At 33.4% G+C, this 16953-nt stretch carries 17 protein-coding genes; 5 read left to right on the top strand and 12 right to left on the bottom strand.

Features of this window, described 5'->3' with window-relative positions; genetic code table 11:
* The first annotated feature begins 123 nt into the window (after positions 1 to 123).
* Positions 124 to 1098: an aspartyl protease family protein gene (locus tag Q0873_RS01550; protein WP_299103976.1), complete on the top strand. Its 975-nt coding sequence runs from the start codon at positions 124 to 126 to the stop codon at positions 1096 to 1098.
* Position 1099: 1 nt separating this feature from the next.
* On the top strand, positions 1100 to 2062 hold the full coding sequence (locus Q0873_RS01545) for a glycogen-binding domain-containing protein (protein ID WP_299103975.1): 963 nt from the start codon (positions 1100 to 1102) through the stop codon (positions 2060 to 2062).
* Positions 2063 to 2158: 96 nt separating this feature from the next.
* Here the strand turns inward: Q0873_RS01545 and Q0873_RS01540 are convergent, their stop codons facing one another.
* The 10 genes from Q0873_RS01540 to Q0873_RS01495 form a co-directional block, all read right to left on the bottom strand.
* The gene (locus Q0873_RS01540) at positions 2159 to 4186 is read right to left on the bottom strand and encodes an NADPH-dependent 2,4-dienoyl-CoA reductase (protein ID WP_299103974.1); all 2028 of its coding nucleotides are present in this window, start codon (positions 4184 to 4186) and stop codon (positions 2159 to 2161) included.
* Positions 4187 to 4313: 127 nt separating this feature from the next.
* Positions 4314 to 5030: a pirin family protein gene (locus Q0873_RS01535; protein WP_299103973.1), complete on the bottom strand. Its 717-nt coding sequence runs from the start codon at positions 5028 to 5030 to the stop codon at positions 4314 to 4316.
* Between the two features lie 173 nt (positions 5031 to 5203).
* Positions 5204 to 6073: a pirin family protein gene (locus tag Q0873_RS01530; protein ID WP_299103972.1), complete on the bottom strand. Its 870-nt coding sequence runs from the start codon at positions 6071 to 6073 to the stop codon at positions 5204 to 5206.
* An 86-nt stretch (positions 6074 to 6159) separates the two neighbouring features.
* Complete coding sequence (locus Q0873_RS01525; protein WP_299103970.1) at positions 6160 to 6597, bottom strand: MarR family transcriptional regulator; 438 nt, start codon at positions 6595 to 6597, stop codon at positions 6160 to 6162.
* Positions 6598 to 6647: 50 nt separating this feature from the next.
* Positions 6648 to 6896, bottom strand: coding sequence for a glutaredoxin domain-containing protein (locus Q0873_RS01520; protein WP_086030035.1), 249 nt, complete (start codon positions 6894 to 6896; stop codon positions 6648 to 6650).
* Positions 6897 to 6969: 73 nt separating this feature from the next.
* Entirely contained in the window at positions 6970 to 7251 is a 282-nt protein-coding gene (locus Q0873_RS01515; protein WP_299103969.1) for a GNAT family N-acetyltransferase, read from the bottom strand.
* On the bottom strand, positions 7251 to 7679 hold the full coding sequence (locus Q0873_RS01510) for a (4Fe-4S)-binding protein (RefSeq protein ID WP_299103968.1): 429 nt from the start codon (positions 7677 to 7679) through the stop codon (positions 7251 to 7253). Before Q0873_RS01510 ends, Q0873_RS01515 begins: the two co-directional genes overlap by 1 nt.
* A gap of 42 nt (positions 7680 to 7721) precedes the next feature.
* On the bottom strand, positions 7722 to 8252 hold the full coding sequence (locus Q0873_RS01505) for an NAD(P)H-dependent oxidoreductase (RefSeq protein ID WP_299103967.1): 531 nt from the start codon (positions 8250 to 8252) through the stop codon (positions 7722 to 7724).
* A gap of 14 nt (positions 8253 to 8266) precedes the next feature.
* A complete protein-coding gene (locus tag Q0873_RS01500) occupies positions 8267 to 8674 on the bottom strand; it encodes an OsmC family protein (RefSeq protein WP_299103966.1) in 408 nt (135 codons plus the stop codon).
* Positions 8667 to 9023, bottom strand: a complete 357-nt coding sequence (locus tag Q0873_RS01495) for a DoxX family protein (protein ID WP_299103965.1) — start codon at positions 9021 to 9023, stop codon at positions 8667 to 8669. Before Q0873_RS01495 ends, Q0873_RS01500 begins: the two co-directional genes overlap by 8 nt.
* Before the next feature lie 161 nt (positions 9024 to 9184).
* On the opposite strand from Q0873_RS01495, the gene Q0873_RS18235 reads away from it, so the two are divergent.
* Positions 9185 to 10141 carry a bifunctional helix-turn-helix transcriptional regulator/GNAT family N-acetyltransferase gene (locus Q0873_RS18235; protein WP_363322517.1) on the top strand — a complete coding sequence of 319 codons (957 nt, stop codon included), beginning with the start codon at positions 9185 to 9187 and terminating at the stop codon, positions 10139 to 10141.
* A gap of 160 nt (positions 10142 to 10301) precedes the next feature.
* On the opposite strand, the gene Q0873_RS01480 is transcribed toward Q0873_RS18235, so the two are convergent.
* The gene (locus tag Q0873_RS01480; protein ID WP_299103964.1) at positions 10302 to 11924 is read right to left on the bottom strand and encodes an isocitrate lyase; all 1623 of its coding nucleotides are present in this window, start codon (positions 11922 to 11924) and stop codon (positions 10302 to 10304) included.
* Positions 11925 to 12007: 83 nt separating this feature from the next.
* A complete protein-coding gene (gene aceB / locus Q0873_RS01475) occupies positions 12008 to 13603 on the bottom strand; it encodes a malate synthase A (protein WP_299103963.1) in 1596 nt (531 codons plus the stop codon).
* Positions 13604 to 13753: 150 nt separating this feature from the next.
* Here aceB and Q0873_RS01470 point away from each other — a divergent pair, with 150 nt between their 5' ends.
* Both Q0873_RS01470 and Q0873_RS01465 read left to right on the top strand, forming a co-directional pair.
* Positions 13754 to 15232 carry a helix-turn-helix transcriptional regulator gene (locus tag Q0873_RS01470; protein WP_299103962.1) on the top strand — a complete coding sequence of 493 codons (1479 nt, stop codon included), beginning with the start codon at positions 13754 to 13756 and terminating at the stop codon, positions 15230 to 15232.
* Between the two features lie 60 nt (positions 15233 to 15292).
* A complete protein-coding gene (locus Q0873_RS01465) occupies positions 15293 to 16936 on the top strand; it encodes a carboxyl transferase domain-containing protein (RefSeq protein WP_299103961.1) in 1644 nt (547 codons plus the stop codon).
* The last annotated feature ends 17 nt before the right edge of the window (positions 16937 to 16953 follow it).

The raw sequence follows: 16953 nt of genomic DNA, 5'->3' as shown, positions 1-16953 counted from the left end.
ATCCCAATACTCAAACAGAGTATAAGGATATAGTTTTTCTATACAACTTACATTCATTTATCTTTTAATATCTATATCTTTGAAAAGATGTAACATATTCTCTTTAGAACGCGTCTTTATAGTATGTTTAAAATAGTGCCAATAATATTCTTTTTATTAATCTGTACATCTTCCTTTTCTACGAATGAAGATGAAATTGTCATAAACTCTATTCCAATTCGTTTTAAAAATGCAAAAATTATAAACGAGCATTCTACTCGAATTCCGTTTAAACTAGTAGATCGACTGATAGTTATTGAAGGCACTATTAAAGATAAAAAAGGACAATTTATTATTGATACTGGTTCTGAGACGATGCTTTTGAATAAAGTACATTTTAAAACCTATACTTTTGAAGAAAAACAGGAAACTACAACAGGTGTAATTGATTTTGTTGATGATATTTTTGAGAAAAGAATCAAAAAAATGTCCTTAAAAGAAATGACACTTCACAATAAAAGATCTGATATTATTGACTTATCTCATATAGAAAAAAGTAAAAAAATTAAACTACTAGGTATCATCGGATTTAGTGTTTTAAAAGATTATGAGGTTTTTATAGATCTATATTTAAATCAAATTACACTGACTAAAATAGATGCTTACGGTAATACTTTGAATAAAAAAGTATACTTAGAAAAAATTGTTGATTCTTTAAATTTTAAACTAAAAAAACACACCATTGTTTTAAGCGGTTATATTGGAAAGGAAAAAATTACATTCGGATTAGATTCTGGAGCAGAATTCAACCAAATAAGTAAAAGAGTTCATAAAAATGTGCTACAACATTTTTATCCTAAAAAACGTGTAAAACTTGTAGGTGCTAGTAAAAGAAGTATAGAAGCCTTGTATGGAAACTTGTTTAGAGTTAAACTTAGTGATCAAATTTACTTTGGTCCTATGAAAACTATTCTAACCAACCTCAACAATATGAACAAAGCTTTTGGCACAAATTTAGATGTTGTTTTGGGGCATGACTTCTTTCTACAAAAAAGAGTTATCATTAACTATAAAAAGGAGAAACTATATTTTATTAATTATCCTCTGATAAGAAAATAACATGACACATTTTTTAAAAATAACTTTATGCATTATTGCTTTTTGGAGTCAGAATATTTTGGCTCAGGAAAAAGCTATAAAAGGTTATAAAATAGAAGGAGATTATGTTGTTTTTACATTTGATAAAAGAGATTATTCTGAGGCGACCAATGAAATAACCAAAGAAAAACTCGACTTTGATGATTTTGATATAAAGAATGTGGTGGTTTCAGGTAATTTTAATTCATGGTCTAGAGATAGCTGGAAAATGACTAGAGTTTCTAGATATGTATATGAATTAAGAAAAAAGATAAGCGACTTTAAGGATGAATTTGATTGGGAATTCAAATTCATTATTAACAATAGTATTTGGGCCGAACCTTCGGAAAACATTAGTAATATAACTCCAGCTACAGATGGGTATTACAACTACTATACCTATAATTTAAAAATGTATAGTGCGTATCCTAGCAAAAACGGAAACACAAAATTTAAACTTAAAGGCTATAAAAATGCCAAAAAAGTAATTGTTACAGGATCCTTTAATAAATGGAACGAACAGTTATTTGAAATGAAAAAAACAAACGATGGCTGGGAGCTTAGACTACAATTAAAACCTAATAGATATGAATATCGATTTATTGTAGATGGAAACTGGATGGAAGACCCTAGTAATCCTTTTAAAGTTCCTAATCAATTTGGGGAATATAACTCTTTGATTGATATTTCTGTTCATGTAAAATTTCACTTACAAGGTTTTAAAAATGCTGAGAAAGTAATCTTAGCTGGATCTTTTAATAATTGGTCTGAAGACACTTTTAAAATGGAAAAAACAACCGATGGTTGGAGTTATACAGCTAAATTGTCTTCTGGAAAACATCATTATAAGTTTATTGTAGACGGAAACTGGATCGTAGATCCATCAAACTCTATAAAAGAATATGATGAACATGGCAATATTAATTCTGTAAGAATGGTAAGATAGTTAGCAGATACGCTCTTATTTCATTAATAAACCAATCATAAAAAAAGCCCGTCAATTACGACGAGCTTTCTTACAACTTGATTTTAAATTTATAAACTATAGCTTAGCAGCTAATCTGCTACCTTGGTCTATCGCTCTTTTTGCATCCAATTCAGCAGCAACATCTGCTCCTCCAATTACATGCGTTGTAATCCCTTTAGCTTGTAAAGGCTCTAATAATTCTTTAAATGGTAATTGACCAGCACATACAATAACATTGTCTACATCTAACACTTTTTGTTCTTCATTTTGAACATAGTGTAATCCTTGATCATCTATTTTCGAGTACTGAACTTCATTGATAAACTGTACTTTTTTCTTCTTTAATACAGCACGGTGAATCCATCCTGTTGTTTTTCCTAAGTTACCTCCAAATTTTCCTTTACTACGTTTGAACATAAAAATTTCTCTTGGTGAAGGATGAAACTCAGGTTGAATACCTTCAATACCCGCTCTTGCTTCTAAGGTTTTATCAATCCCCCATTCTTGCAACCAAGCATCTATATTTTGAGAAGTACTTTCTCCTTCATGTGCTAAATATTCAGAAACATCAAAACCAATACCACCAGCTCCAATTACAGCTACACGTTTTCCAACTGTTTTTTTATGTTTTACAACATCTAAATAAGTCAATACCTTATCATGTTCTATTCCCTCAATACGCGGAGTACGAGGCGTAATTCCAGTTGCTAAAATCACCTCATCAAAATCTTCTCTCGCTAAATCATCTGCATTTACTCTGGTATTCAGCTTTAAGTTAACATTGTGTAATTCTATTTGCTTATTGAAATAACGAATTGTTTCATAAAACTCCTCTTTCCCAGGGATTTGTTTTGCAATATTAAACTGTCCTCCTGTTTCACTATCTGCATCGTAAAGCGTTACATCATGACCTCTTTGAGCCGCTATCGTAGCTGCTGCCAATCCTGCTGGTCCGGCTCCCACGACTGCAATTTTCTTTTTATTATCTGTAGGTAAATAGTTTAATTCTGTTTCATGACAAGCTCTTGGATTCACCAAACAACTTGCTACTTTCTTTTGAAATGCATGATCTAAACAAGCCTGATTACAAGCAATACAGGTATTTATTTCATCATCACGTTCTTCTTCTGCCTTATTTACCCATTCTGGATCTGCTAAAAACGGACGCGCCATTGATATCATATCAGCATCTCCTCTAGACAATACTTCTTCTGCCGTTTCTGGCATGTTAATTCTGTTTGAAGTAACTAAAGGAATTGATACTTCCTCTTTCATTTTTTTGGTTACCCAAGTAAATGCTGCTCTAGGAACTGAAGTTGCAATTGTAGGAATACGAGCTTCATGCCAACCAATTCCTGTATTGATAATAGTAGCTCCTGCTTTTTCAATTTCTTTTGCCAGCTGTACTACTTCTTCCCAAGAACTTCCTTGCTCTACCAAATCTAACATTGATAAGCGGTAAATGATAATAAAGTTCTCTCCTACAGCTTCACGTGTCTTACGAACAATCTCTACCGCTAAACGGATTCTGTTTTCATAACTTCCTCCATAATTATCGGTTCTTTTATTGGTTCTAGTAACAATAAACTGATTGATCAAATATCCTTCAGACCCCATAATCTCCACACCATCATATCCTGCTTCTTGCGATAATTTTGCACAGTTTACAAAGTCTTTTAAGGTTCTTCGTATTCCAGATTGTTTTAAAGCAAACGGTTTAAACGGATTAATTGGTGCCTGAATTTTAGAAGGAGCCACACTCATAGGATGGTACCCATAACGTCCTGAATGTAAAATCTGCATACATATTTTACCGCCTTCTTTGTGAACTGCTTCTGTAATTTTTTTATGTTCTCTTGCATGCTTTTTCGTACTCATACGAGCAGAAAAAGGAGCTGTCCATCCTTGAATATTTGGTGCAATACCTCCTGTAACTATCAACCCTACTCCACCTTTTGCACGCTCTGCATAATAAGCTGCTATTTTCTCAATACCATTTTTTTCTTCTTCTAACCCTGTATGCATTGACCCCATTAAAATTCTGTTTTTAAGTGTGGTAAATCCAAGATCTAAGGGCTCGAAAATGTGTTTGTATTTTGTCATTTTGTAGATAGTTTTTGTTGTTTTTATTATGCGTGCATAATAAAATGCAAGATACAATTTTTTAGACAACAAAAAACTCAAAGATTTTCATCTTTGAGTTTTTTTTATTCTAAGGTTCTTTTTCCCTTTATTTCATTGGTACTTCTACTAATAATATATCTGAAGTTTTCCTTGCTTTTAGTGTTACTTTAGATGTTTCCCAAACACCTAAGGCGTCCCTTTTTTCAAGTTGTTGCTCATCGATACTTACACTTCCATCAACATTCATAATATACACCCCATGTTTTTCTGATTTCGCGGTATAGTCAAAGGTGTTTCCTTCTGTTAATGTGATTCTAGATATTTGTGCATCCTGATGAATTTTTAAACTTTCACGATCCTCAGAACTCACAGAACTTACCAATACTTGTAGTTGATCTTTTCGTTCGTCTTCTTTAAAATGCTTTTGTTCATATCTAGGTACCACATTTTCTTCATTCGGTATAATCCATAACTGAAAAAAGTTTACTCTTTCTTCTGAGCTATCATTAAATTCTGAATGTGTTAAACCACTTCCAGCCGACATTGCCTGTACTTCTCCTGTGGTAATTGCCTTCTTGTTCCCCATACTATCTTTATGAGACAAAGCTCCAACCAAAGGAATAGAGATAATCTCCATATTATTATGAGGATGTGTTCCAAATCCCATTTTTGGTTGTACATAATCATCATTAAACACTCTTAATGCGCCAAAATGCATCCGCTCTGGATTGTAATAATTAGCAAAGCTAAAAGTGTGATAACTTTCTAACCAACCATGATTTGCATGTCCTCTTGAATTTGCTTTATGTAATACGGTTTTCATTATGATTTTATATTTTTTTTCTGATTATTTCTAAATCTGTCAACCTGAACTTGTTTCAGGTTCTCATTACAACCAGCTACTTTTGTTGATGAGATTCCGAAATAAATTCGGAATGACCTTTTAAACTATCGATATAATAAACCAGACATTTAAGTTGCTTTTACTTTAGTTTGTTAATATAAAAATCCCATCTTACCTTTTTGATAATCACGTAATGCTTCCATGATTTCTGTTTGTGTATTCATTACATAAGGTCCCCAAGAAGCTACTTTTTCTTTGATAGGTTTTCCAGATAGTACTAACAAAGTACTTTCTTGTTTTGCTGCTATTGCTATCGCTGTACCATCATGATGGAAAGTTATCATTTGCGTTGCTCCTTTTTTAAGAGTTACTTCATCATTAACCATGACTTCTCCATCTAATAAATACACTAGCGACTCATGATTCATTGGAAGGTCAACTAACATTTTTCCAGCATCTTTTGCGTTTATAGTAAACACATTCACTTCCGTTTGTGTTTTTATATGCCCTGTCACATCCCCTTGATTTCCAGCAATCACATTTAAAGCAATCGTTTTATCTTCATTCTCAACAACCGGAATGTCTTCTTTTTTTAAATGTTGATAGTTTGCTGCCATCATTTTCTTTTCCGCGGGAAGATTTAACCATAATTGAATTCCTTCCAACTCTCCACCTCTTTCAACAAATTCTTTCGATGGTCCTTCTGCATGAATAATTCCTCTACCAGCGGTTGTCCATTGCACATCTCCTGCTTTTACCAACATTTCATTCCCCAATGAGTCTCTATGAAACTGCTCTCCTTTAAATAATAAAGTAATCGGTTCAAATCCTCGGTGCGGATGTGGACCTAAGTCAAAAGGATTGTTAAACGGACTTATCGCATAGGGCCCGTAATGATGTAATAATAAAAACGGATCTACCATTGCTACACCTTCTGTTGGTAACGGCTGTCTTAATCTTATTGGTCCCATACTTACTAATGGGCTTCCTACTTTATGTTGTATTGTTTTTAGTTTTTGCATTTTATTTACCTTTGTTTTATTTTCCTTGGAAAATATTGTTGTAAAATTTTTTGTTTTGAAATTCTTCCTGATGAACAGGAAGAATCTTATCTAATTTTATCTAACAAGTTACTTAATTGTGTTGCTTCTTCTTCTGTAAGATTATGAATAAAATCGAAATCAATATTCTCATCAATTGTTTTTAATAATTCCAATCCTTGATTGGTAATATTAATAAACACCACTCTTCTATCATGCTCACAGCGTATACGTGCTATTAACTTTTTATCGCACAATTTATCCATTAAGCGAGTCGCATTCGGAGCTCTTTCAATCATTCTGTCTTTAATAATCTGAACTTTTGTTGGCTCGTTAGCTCCTCTTAAAATTCTAAGAATATTGTATTGTTGTGGTGATATTCCATAGGGCTTAAAAAACTCATTCTCCCTACTACTAATCCAATTTGCTGTATATTTTATATTGATAAAAGCTTTCACTCTATTATTTGGAAATGTTGAATTAATATCCTTTGAAATATCTCCCATTTACGTTACTCTTTAATCCTATTTCGATGCTCTCGAAATCACTTATAATTTTATCCTCTTAATTTTAAATCGTGCATTACTTTGTTAAAAGTATCTGATGTAGGTGTTAAATACACTTCATCATTTACAAACAATGTTGGATACTTTACCACACCGTCATACAATTCTCTAGAATGTTCTCTTGCTGCTTCATCTTCTGATACATCTTTGTAATCAAAAGGTACTTCTGCAGATCTTAAAAAGTTCTTGTAAGCAACTGTATGTGCATGTCCTTTTCTTCCGTACAATGTAATCTTCATATTTATCTCCTTTCGAGTACAAAATTACGAAAAATAAATTTATTTACCAAGGAATATATTACAACTGAAACTACTAGACCAACACATCGTTATATTCGACCTTTTTATCGAATACTGCTTTAGCAAATGGACATAATGGAATGGCCTTGATTCCTTTTGTTCTCATAAAGTTAACCGACGCTTCTACCAGCTTATATCCTACTCCTTGACCTCGAAGACTATCTCCTACTTCTGTATGATCTATGATAATTTTATCTTCTCCAGCCCAAGTATAGGTCATTAAAGCATCTCTACTTCCATTTACTTCTACGTAAAACTCTCCTTTCTTCCCGTTATCTTCTTGCAGTACTTCCATTAGCCAACAAAGTTTACATCATTGTGTTTACCATCACAAAATGGTTTGTTTGTAGAAGCTCCACATCTACAAAATGCAGTTACCTTCGTTCTCTTTTCTATTGTACCATCTGAGTTGGTAATATGAACATCTCCCATCACCATTAACGGACCATTTTCCATACACTTTACTTCAGTTTCTTTTGCATCTTCCTGAGCAGCTTCATTTTTCATTGTATAGGATAAAGCTCCTGAAGGACATTCGTCAATTTGCTTCATAATGCGTTTGGTAGTGGCCCCTTCCATGTTTACCCATGGTCTGTTTTGTGGATTAAACACTTGCAACAAGCCTTTCCAACATTTTTTAGCATGGATACAGGTATTTGGTTTCCAATAAACCGTTAAGTCTGCATTACTGTACTCTTTTGTAATTTCTCTGTTCTCAGCCATAAGTGTGTTGTTTTTTGTTAGTTATTGTTACCTGTAGATGAATTACAAAGTCTGTTCAAAAGCTGTAACCGCCTCTTTTAACTCATTCTTTTTATCTTCCGCTACAATTTCTCCTTCTTTAAAGTTATCATAAAATCCTGGAAGAGAAAAACTTCCGGTTACTTTTGCTCCCATATGAGGAAAAGTTCCTGTAGCTGCTCCTAATACTCCAGCTCCTCCTCTACCTCCTGGAGAAGTAGCCATTACCAATACTGGCTTGTTTCTAAATACTTCTCTGTTTTTACGAGATGCCCAATCGAATAAGTTCTTAAAAGCTGAAGCATACGAACCATTGTGCTCTGCTAAAGACACTATAAATCCGTCATACTGATCTAACACATCATTAAACAATTGTGCTCCTGCTGGATACTCATGTTCTCTTTCCTCGTCTTCACTAAAAATAGATACTTTATAATCGTTTAAATCTAATACATCAAATGATGCACTTCCTAATTGTGTTGCTGCATATGTAGCTAATTGTTTATTGATAGATGTTGAACTTGTGCTACCTGCAAATGCTGCTATTTTTTTCATTTTTACTTGTTGTTTTATACGATGTTACTTGTAATTGGAGTTGCTCCTTTTACCATTTTTGCCACAGGACATTTTCCTGCGATTTCTAATAATTTTTCTCTTTGCTCAGGGGTTACTTCCTTTTCAAAAGAAATCTCCTCAATTAGAGATTTCTTTATTCCTTCTGAAGTTAACTCTTCTTTCTGACGAACGTTTACGGTAATTTCACCTAAATCCCATCCCTTACGCTCTGCATACATACGTAATGTTATAGATACACATCCGCCTATGGCAGTTAATAAATATTCAACAGGTGTTGGTGCATTGTCATCTCCACCAGCTTTTATAGGCTCGTCTATGACAGCAAAATGTTGTCGCATCTTCGCCTCTGCTAAATAGTTCTTAGTGGTTAACTTTACTATTGATTCTTGTTGTTTAGCCATCTATTTTTTTACTAAAAATGTACGATGTAATTAAAAGTACCATGGCAATTAATGCTCCTGTTTGTTCTCCATCCCCAATCATAAAGTGCGCAAAGAATGCTAAAATGAATGCAAAGAAAAATCCAGCATATGCCCATTCGTTTAAAAACTTACCTCTAAAAAACCACAGTGCTACTAATCCTAAAACTTTAGCTATACCATAAGGGTAAATAATGTAAGTTGGATATCCGAATGCCTCAAACATCTTAGCGATTTCTGCATTGTTAAAAAAGTACATTCCTGCCGACATCAACATCATTAAAGTTAATAGTCCTGTAGATACGTAAAAGATAATTTTGTTTTTTTTCATGATTAATTAGTTTTAAAATTTCAACAAAGATATAAATTATTTTTTTATTTACCATGGAAAATATTCTCTAGGTAAATTATTAACAAGTAATTAACTTTCAAGTTATCATATTTTTTTGTAATTTTGTATAAGTACTTATATAAATACTTAATTATTATTAAATGGACGCTTTACAAGGTATTGGAGAAATAGGAATGGGCTCACGATTAAAAAGAGTGAGTGAATATATGATGAGAGAGACACAAATTGTGTATGACACTTTTCATATTGATTTTGATCCTTACCTCTTCCCTACTTTTAAAATCATTAAAAATAAAGACGGTGTAACCAATACAGAAATCAATGCCAGCTTAAGAACTACGCAACCTGCCACAACACAAGCTATTAATAAATTGGTTAAAAAAGAGCTTATTGAATTAAAAGAAGACAAAAGCGATAAAAGAAAGAAAATCATTCACCTTTCTGAAAAAGGAAAAAAACTGGTGCAAAAAGTAACTCCTATTTGGAATAGTATTGAGCATACTATTAAAGAGTATACTCAAATTGAATCAAGCTCATTAATTGAGCATTTAAATATTTTAGAATCTAAATTTAACAAAAAGGGCTTTAGCGAAGCCATTATAGAACACATCCATATGAATACAATAATAAATCCAGTAGAAATCATTACTTATGAAGATAACTACGCTTCGTATTTTTATGATTTAAATATCGAATGGTTACGATCATTCTTTTATGTAGAACCTTATGACGAGGAAGTATTAAGCAATCCAGATAAGTATATTATCAACAAAGGAGGACATATCTTTTTCGCAAAACTAAACGATGAAATTGTAGGTACGGTAGCATTGATGCCCATGAAAGAAAACAATGTTTTTGAGTTGACTAAAATGGCAGTTTCTCCTAATCATCGTGGATACAAAATTGGTCAGAAATTAATGCAGAACTGTATTGACTTTGCCAAAGAACATGACTTTGATAAGTTGGTTTTATATTCTAACACCAAACTTGAAAACGCTATTTACATTTATAGAAAATACGGTTTTATAGAAATACCTGTTGAAGCCGATTCACCTTATGTAAGAAGTGATATTAAAATGGAATTAAAACTCAAATAAAAAGCTCCCTTTCGGGAGCTTTTTGCTTCAAAAAAAGATTTACAAACAGCTTAATGTTTTATAAATACTATTGTTAAAATTCCCCATCTATTAGACAAACAACTTTTACAAACCAAAAATAGATAGGGAATTTTGGGTGTTAACTATATTATATTAATTATTATAAAGCTTCTGCAACTGCTCTTTCTACTTTCTTAGCAGTTTCAAATTGATTTGATGTATTTTTTGTACCACCTGCTTTTAAAGCATTGTCTCCAGAGAAAAATGTTTTATGATCATCTCCTAAATCAGATCCTGCCATTCTTTGGTGCTTCACACAAGAAACTCCTTTTCTAATTTCTTGACGTTGTACTCCTTTTACGTACGCTAACATTCCTTCTTCTCCATAATACCCTTCAGTTAAATCATTCATGTGTAACGCCGTTGTATGATAAGTTGGAAGTGTAATTAAATGGTGGAAGATTCCTGCTTCTCTAGCTCCGTCTATTTGGAAAGTTCTAATTTTCTCATCTGCTCTTGCACATAATTCTGAACCGTCGTAACGTGCATCCATTAGATTGTTTCTATCATACATAGAAACATCTTCTCCTGCTACTACCATTGCATCATATACTTGATTTCTAAAATTCAAAGTCCAGTTAAAAGATGGCGAATTGTTATATACCAATTTTGCATTAGGTACTACTGCTTTTACGCGGTTTACCATTGCTGCAATTTGCCCTACATGTGGTGTTGGTGTTTCAATCCATAATAAATCAGCACCATTTTGTAAACTAGTAATACAATCAAGTACTACTCTATCGATATTCGTTCCTTCTTTAAACTTATACAATCCATTTGCTAAACGAACCGGACGTACTAACTTTCCATCTCTCTTTAACAATACATCGTCTTCTCTAGCTTCTGCAATTGAAATTTCTTCTGCTTCTACAAATGCTAAATATTGAGAGGCTAAGTCTCCTGGTTCTTGACTTACAGGTAGTTTTTGTGTTAATCCAGCTCCTTCAGAATCGGTACGAGCAACGATTACTCCTTCCTCTACTCCTAATTCTAAAAAGGCATATCGAATAGCATTTAGTTTTGCAATAAAGTCTTCATGTGGTACCGTTACTTTTCCGTCTTGATGTCCGCATTGTTTAGCATCTGAAACCTGATTTTCTATTTGAATAGCACAAGCTCCTGCCTGAATCATTTTTTTAGTCAATAAATACGTCGCTTCTTCGTTTCCAAATCCAGCATCAATATCCGCAATGATTGGAACAATATGTGTTTCAAAATTATCTATTTGATCTTGCACATCTTCTCCTTGCTCTAATCTTCTAAACAAATCGTTTAGCGCTACCGCATCTGCTTGTCTTAAGAAATCATAAATCTCTTTAATTAAAGCAGGTACCGCCGTTTTTTCATGCATTGATTGATCTGGTAACGGTCCTAATTCAGAACGCAAAGCAGCCACCATCCAACCTGAAAGATATAAGTATCTTTTACTAGTTGTTTTATGATGTTTCTTTACAGAAATCATCTTTTGTTGTGCAACAAATCCGTGCCAACAACCTAAAGACTGTGTATATTTTGAATTATCTGCATCATATTCAGCCATATCTTTTCTCATAATAGCAGCTGTATACTTCGCAATATCAAGCCCCGTTTTAAAACGATTTTGAGTCATCATTCGTGCTGCACTTTCAGAAGTAATTGCATTCCAAGTACTACCATACTTCTGTTTTAAGCTTTTTACAGTTTCTAATGCAGAACTATAATTGCTCTGAGCTAAATTTTTCATAATTTTGTGTTGTTAATAAGTTATCGATTTATTAATAATTTATGGTCCCGAAAATGTTGCCGCATTTAGGGACTTTTTTGTTTTTATAGGTGTTTATATGCTGGTGTGGTTAAGAACTCTTCAAACTCTTCCGATAATACCAAAGTATCAAACAGCTCAATTGCCAAAGCAAACTTTCCTTTTGCATACTGTTCTTCTCCGACCAATCTTTGAATTTTTTTCAGTTCTTCTTTCTTAAACTGTTCATACATTCCTTTGGTAAAAGTTCTTCCATCTTCTAACATGGCATTGGTATGTAACCACAACCATAATTGCGTTCTAGAGATTTCTGCTGTTGCTGCATCTTCCATTAAGTTATACAAAGCTGCTGCTCCATACCCTCTTAACCAAGATTCTATATACAACACTCCTACATTGATATTTTCTCTAATTCCTCTTTCGGTAATGGTTCCTTCTGGCATTGCGACCAAATCTGCTTCAGTAATAACAAGATCTTCCTTTTTTAAATCAATTTGGTTCTTGTTTCGCATATATGCATCAAAAACTTCCATAGCTAAAGGCACCATTCCTGGGTGTGCTACCCATGTACCATCATGTCCGTTTTTTACTTCACGTTCTTTACCGTTTTTAACTTTTGTAAAAGCAAACTCATTTGCTTCCTCATCATTTTTAACGGGTATTTGTGCTGCCATTCCGCCCATAGCATGTACACCTCTTTTATGACAAGCCTGAATTACTTTTAACGAATAAGCTTCCATAAATGGTGTTTGCATGGTTACTTGTGCTCTGTCTGGCACAAAGAAATTCTTGTGATTTCTAAACTTCTTAATATATGAGAAGATATAATCCCAACGTCCGCAGTTTAAACCAGCCATATGATCTTTTAATTCATAGATGATCTCGTCTAGCTGAAAACTCGCTGTAATCGTTTCAATTAATACAGTAGCTTTAATGGTAGCTTGAGGGACTTCTAAATAGTTTTGAGCAAATACAAATACATCATTCCACCAACGAGCCTCCATATAATGCTCTAGTTTTGGTAAATAAAAATAAGTAGCACTTCCTCTTTTTTGTAATTCTTTGATATTATGAAAAAAGTACAACCCGAAATCTACTAATGATCCTGACATTTCTACCCCGTCAATTAGTAAATGCTTTTCATTTAAATGCAGTCCTCTTGGACGCACTAATAAGGTTGCTACCTCTTCTTTTAACTCATATGATTTTCCTTTTGCTTCATTGTAAAAAGAAATGGTTCTATTTACTGCATCTCTTAAGTTTACCTGACCATCTAGCATATTTTGAATAGAAGGTGAACTACTATCTTCAAAATCTGCCATAAACATTTTAGCACCAGAATTGAGTGCATTAATAATCATCTTTCTATCTACAGGTCCTGTAATTTCTACTCTTCGATCTAATAAATCTTCTGGTAAAGGTGCGCAGACCCAATCTACTTCTCTAACAGCTTTGGTTTCTTCTGGAAAACTCGGATAGTTTCCTGCATCAAAATAGGCTTGTTCTATTTTTCTTTCTTCTAATAATTGCAACCTACGTTGGTTAAACGTATCGTGAAGTTGTACAAGAAACTCCTTAGATTCTCTTGTCAAAATACTTTTATAAGGGGACTCTTGGAAATTTACGCTTTGGATTTCTTTTACTAAAACATCTTGACTCATAATTAGTTGTATTAATTTTTTGATGAAACAATATTAAAAAAAAGGATTTGAAACAAAAAGCGAACGTTCGCTAAATATTAAAAAAACACTAATTTTTATTAATTCGCTAATTTTTTTACCTTTGAATTGCGAATTTTTTAAAAAAATACTTTGGAAGAAGAATATATCAGACTCATATTTGGACTAAAACTGAAACAAATAAGAACCAGTAAAGAACTATCTCTCTTTGGGTTATCTAAACTCACAGGACTTTCTAAATCTTATTTAAATGAAATTGAGAAGGGAAAAAAGTATCCGAAAACCGATAAGATTGTTACGCTTTCAGAAAAATTAGAAGTACCCTATGATCATTTAGTTTCGTTAAAACTAGATAAAAACTTGGCTCCTATTGGTGAGATTTTACAGTCTAGAGTATTAAAAGAGCTTCCCTTAGAGTTATTTGGTATTAAGAAAAACAACTTAATTGATATTATTGCCAATGCACCTGCAAAGGTGAATGCCTTTATAAGTACCATTATTAAAATTTCGCAAAACTACAATCTTACGAGAGAGAGTTTCTTTTTGGCTTCTTTACGTTCGTACCAAGAAGCACACAATAATTATTTTGAAAGTATTGAAGAGCACGTAATTGATTTTGCCAAGGCTTATCATATCAATTTAGAGAAACCCATTACTTCTAAAGATTTAGAAGAAATACTTGTAGAGGAATATGGATATACCATAGATTTTGAAGAATTACAAAACCATCAAAACCTTTCTGAGTTAAGAAACATCTACATTCCAAATAAAAAGGTTTTATTGGTGTATAACAACATTTCAGAAGCACAGAAAACCTTTATTTATGCGAAAGAGATTGCCTATAATTATTTAAATATTCGCGATCGACTCTTTACTTTCCCATGGATTAAATTTGATACTTTTGATCAGGTATTGAATAATATGATTGCTTCCTATTTTGCAGGTGCTTTAATTATCCCGAAAGATAGCTTGATTAAAAAACTGAGTCATTTCTTTAGTTTAACCACCTGGCAACCTTTACAGTTACATAAGATTATAAAGAGTTATAATTGTTCTGATGAAACATTTTATCAGCGACTTACCAATATATTACCAGAGCATTTCAATATAAAAAACTTGTTCTTTTTACGTTTTACACATAAAGAAAACACACCACATTTCCGACTTACTAAGGAAATGCACATTACACAGCAACAAACGCCTCATGCTAATAGAAATAATGAACATTATTGCAGAAGGTGGATTTCTATCAACACCATTCAAGAGTTAGAGCAATCTTCTTCAAAGAAGTCTGCATACGGCATTCAAATTTCCTCGTATCAGAATTCTAAGAATGAATATTTAGTGCTTTCAGCAGCTACTTCAGATCCATTTAAAGAACACATAAATCGAAGTGTAAGTCTTGGTTTATTACTCTCTCCTCATTTAAAAAAGAAGCTTACTTTTTTTGAAGAGGATACCTTTGAAAAAAAGACGGTTGGTGTTACTTGCGAAACTTGTGGTGTACCAGACTGTAAAGAACGTGCTGCCGAACCAAAGGTTTTGATGAGGCAAGAACGCAACGAAACAATTGAAAAAACAGTAGAAAGTATTATAAAATCGTATCAATAAGCTAGTTGGAATCTCTGTCGATTTTCTTATTTTAGCACACCAAAAACAAACAACATACACATGGATCTTAACTTCAATAAAAACGAAGACCACAATAAACTTTTAGCATCAGAATTACGTCAACGCCTAGTAAAAGTAAAATTAGGGGGTGGACAAAAGCGTATTGATAAGCATCATGCTAAAGGAAAATTAACGGCAAGAGAACGTATTGAATATTTATTAGACAAGGATACCAAGTCTATTGAAATTGGTGCATTTGCTGGTGAAGGAATGTACAAAGAGCATGGAGGATGTCCTTCTGGAGGTGTAGTTGTAAAAATTGGATATGTAAGCGGAAAGCAATGTATTGTTGTAGCAAATGATGCTACTGTAAAAGCTGGAGCTTGGTTTCCAATTACAGGAAAAAAGAACTTACGTGCGCAAGAGATTGCCATCGAAAATAAATTACCGATCATTTACTTAGTAGATTCTGCGGGAGTGTATTTACCAATGCAGGATGAAATTTTCCCAGACAAGGAGCATTTCGGACGTATTTTTAGAAATAACGCTGTGATGAGTAGTATGGGAATTACACAAATTTCTGCGGTAATGGGAAGTTGTGTTGCAGGAGGTGCTTACTTACCTATTATGAGTGATGAGGCACTAATTGTAGATAAAACAGGAAGTATTTTCTTAGCAGGAAGCTATTTAGTAAAGGCTGCGATTGGTGAAAGTATTGACAATGAAACGTTAGGTGGTGCTACCACACACTGTGAGGTTTCTGGAGTAACTGATTATAAAGCAAAAGATGATAAGGATGCGTTAGATACCATTAAAAAATTAATGGATAAGATTGGTGACTATGACAAAGCAGGTTACAATCGTAAAGAGGCATTTCCTCCAAAAGAAGACGAACAAGAAATCTTTGGAATTTTACCAAAGGCTCGTAACGAGCAGTATGATATGATGGACATCATTCATCGTTTGGTAGATAATTCTGAATTTGATGAATATAAAGCTGGATACGGACAAACCATTATCACTGGATATGCGCGTATTGATGGTTGGGCTGTAGGTATTGTAGCCAACCAACGTAAGATTGTAAAATCAAAAGGAGCTAAAACAAAACCGAGCGAAATGCAGTTTGGTGGTGTGATTTATAATGATTCTGCCGACAAAGCAACGCGTTTTATTGCCAACTGTAACCAAAAGAAAATTCCATTAGTATTCTTACAGGATGTTACTGGATTTATGGTAGGAAGTAAGTCTGAACATAGTGGAATTATTAAAGACGGGGCTAAAATGGTAAATGCCGTTAGTAACTCTGTAGTACCTAAATTTACCATTGTTATTGGTAATTCTTATGGTGCTGGTAACTATGCCATGTGTGGTAAAGCTTATGACCCTCGTTTAATTGCTGCTTGGCCAAGCGCTGAATTAGCTGTAATGAGTGGTGCTTCTGCTGCTAAAGTATTGTTACAAATAGAAATGGCTTCTTTAAAAGCAAGAGGTGAAGAAATTACTAAAGAGAAAGAGACTGAGATGTTTAACAAAATTAAATCTCGCTACGACGAACAAATTTCTCCATACTATGCAGCGGCAAGATTATGGACCGATGGTATTATCAATCCGTTAGACACCAGAACATGGATTTCTTTAGGTATTGAAGCAGCAAACCACGCTCCTATTGAAAAGCCGTTTAACTTAGGAGTATTACAGGTTTAAATATTTAGATACACTTG

Origin of the sequence: uncultured Tenacibaculum sp., assembly GCF_947498805.1 — a bacterium.
In the GTDB taxonomy this organism is placed as follows: Bacteria; Bacteroidota; Bacteroidia; order Flavobacteriales; family Flavobacteriaceae; genus Polaribacter.
The sequence above is the reverse complement of the archived record's forward strand: the minus strand, read 5'-3'. Positions and strand labels throughout refer to the sequence as shown.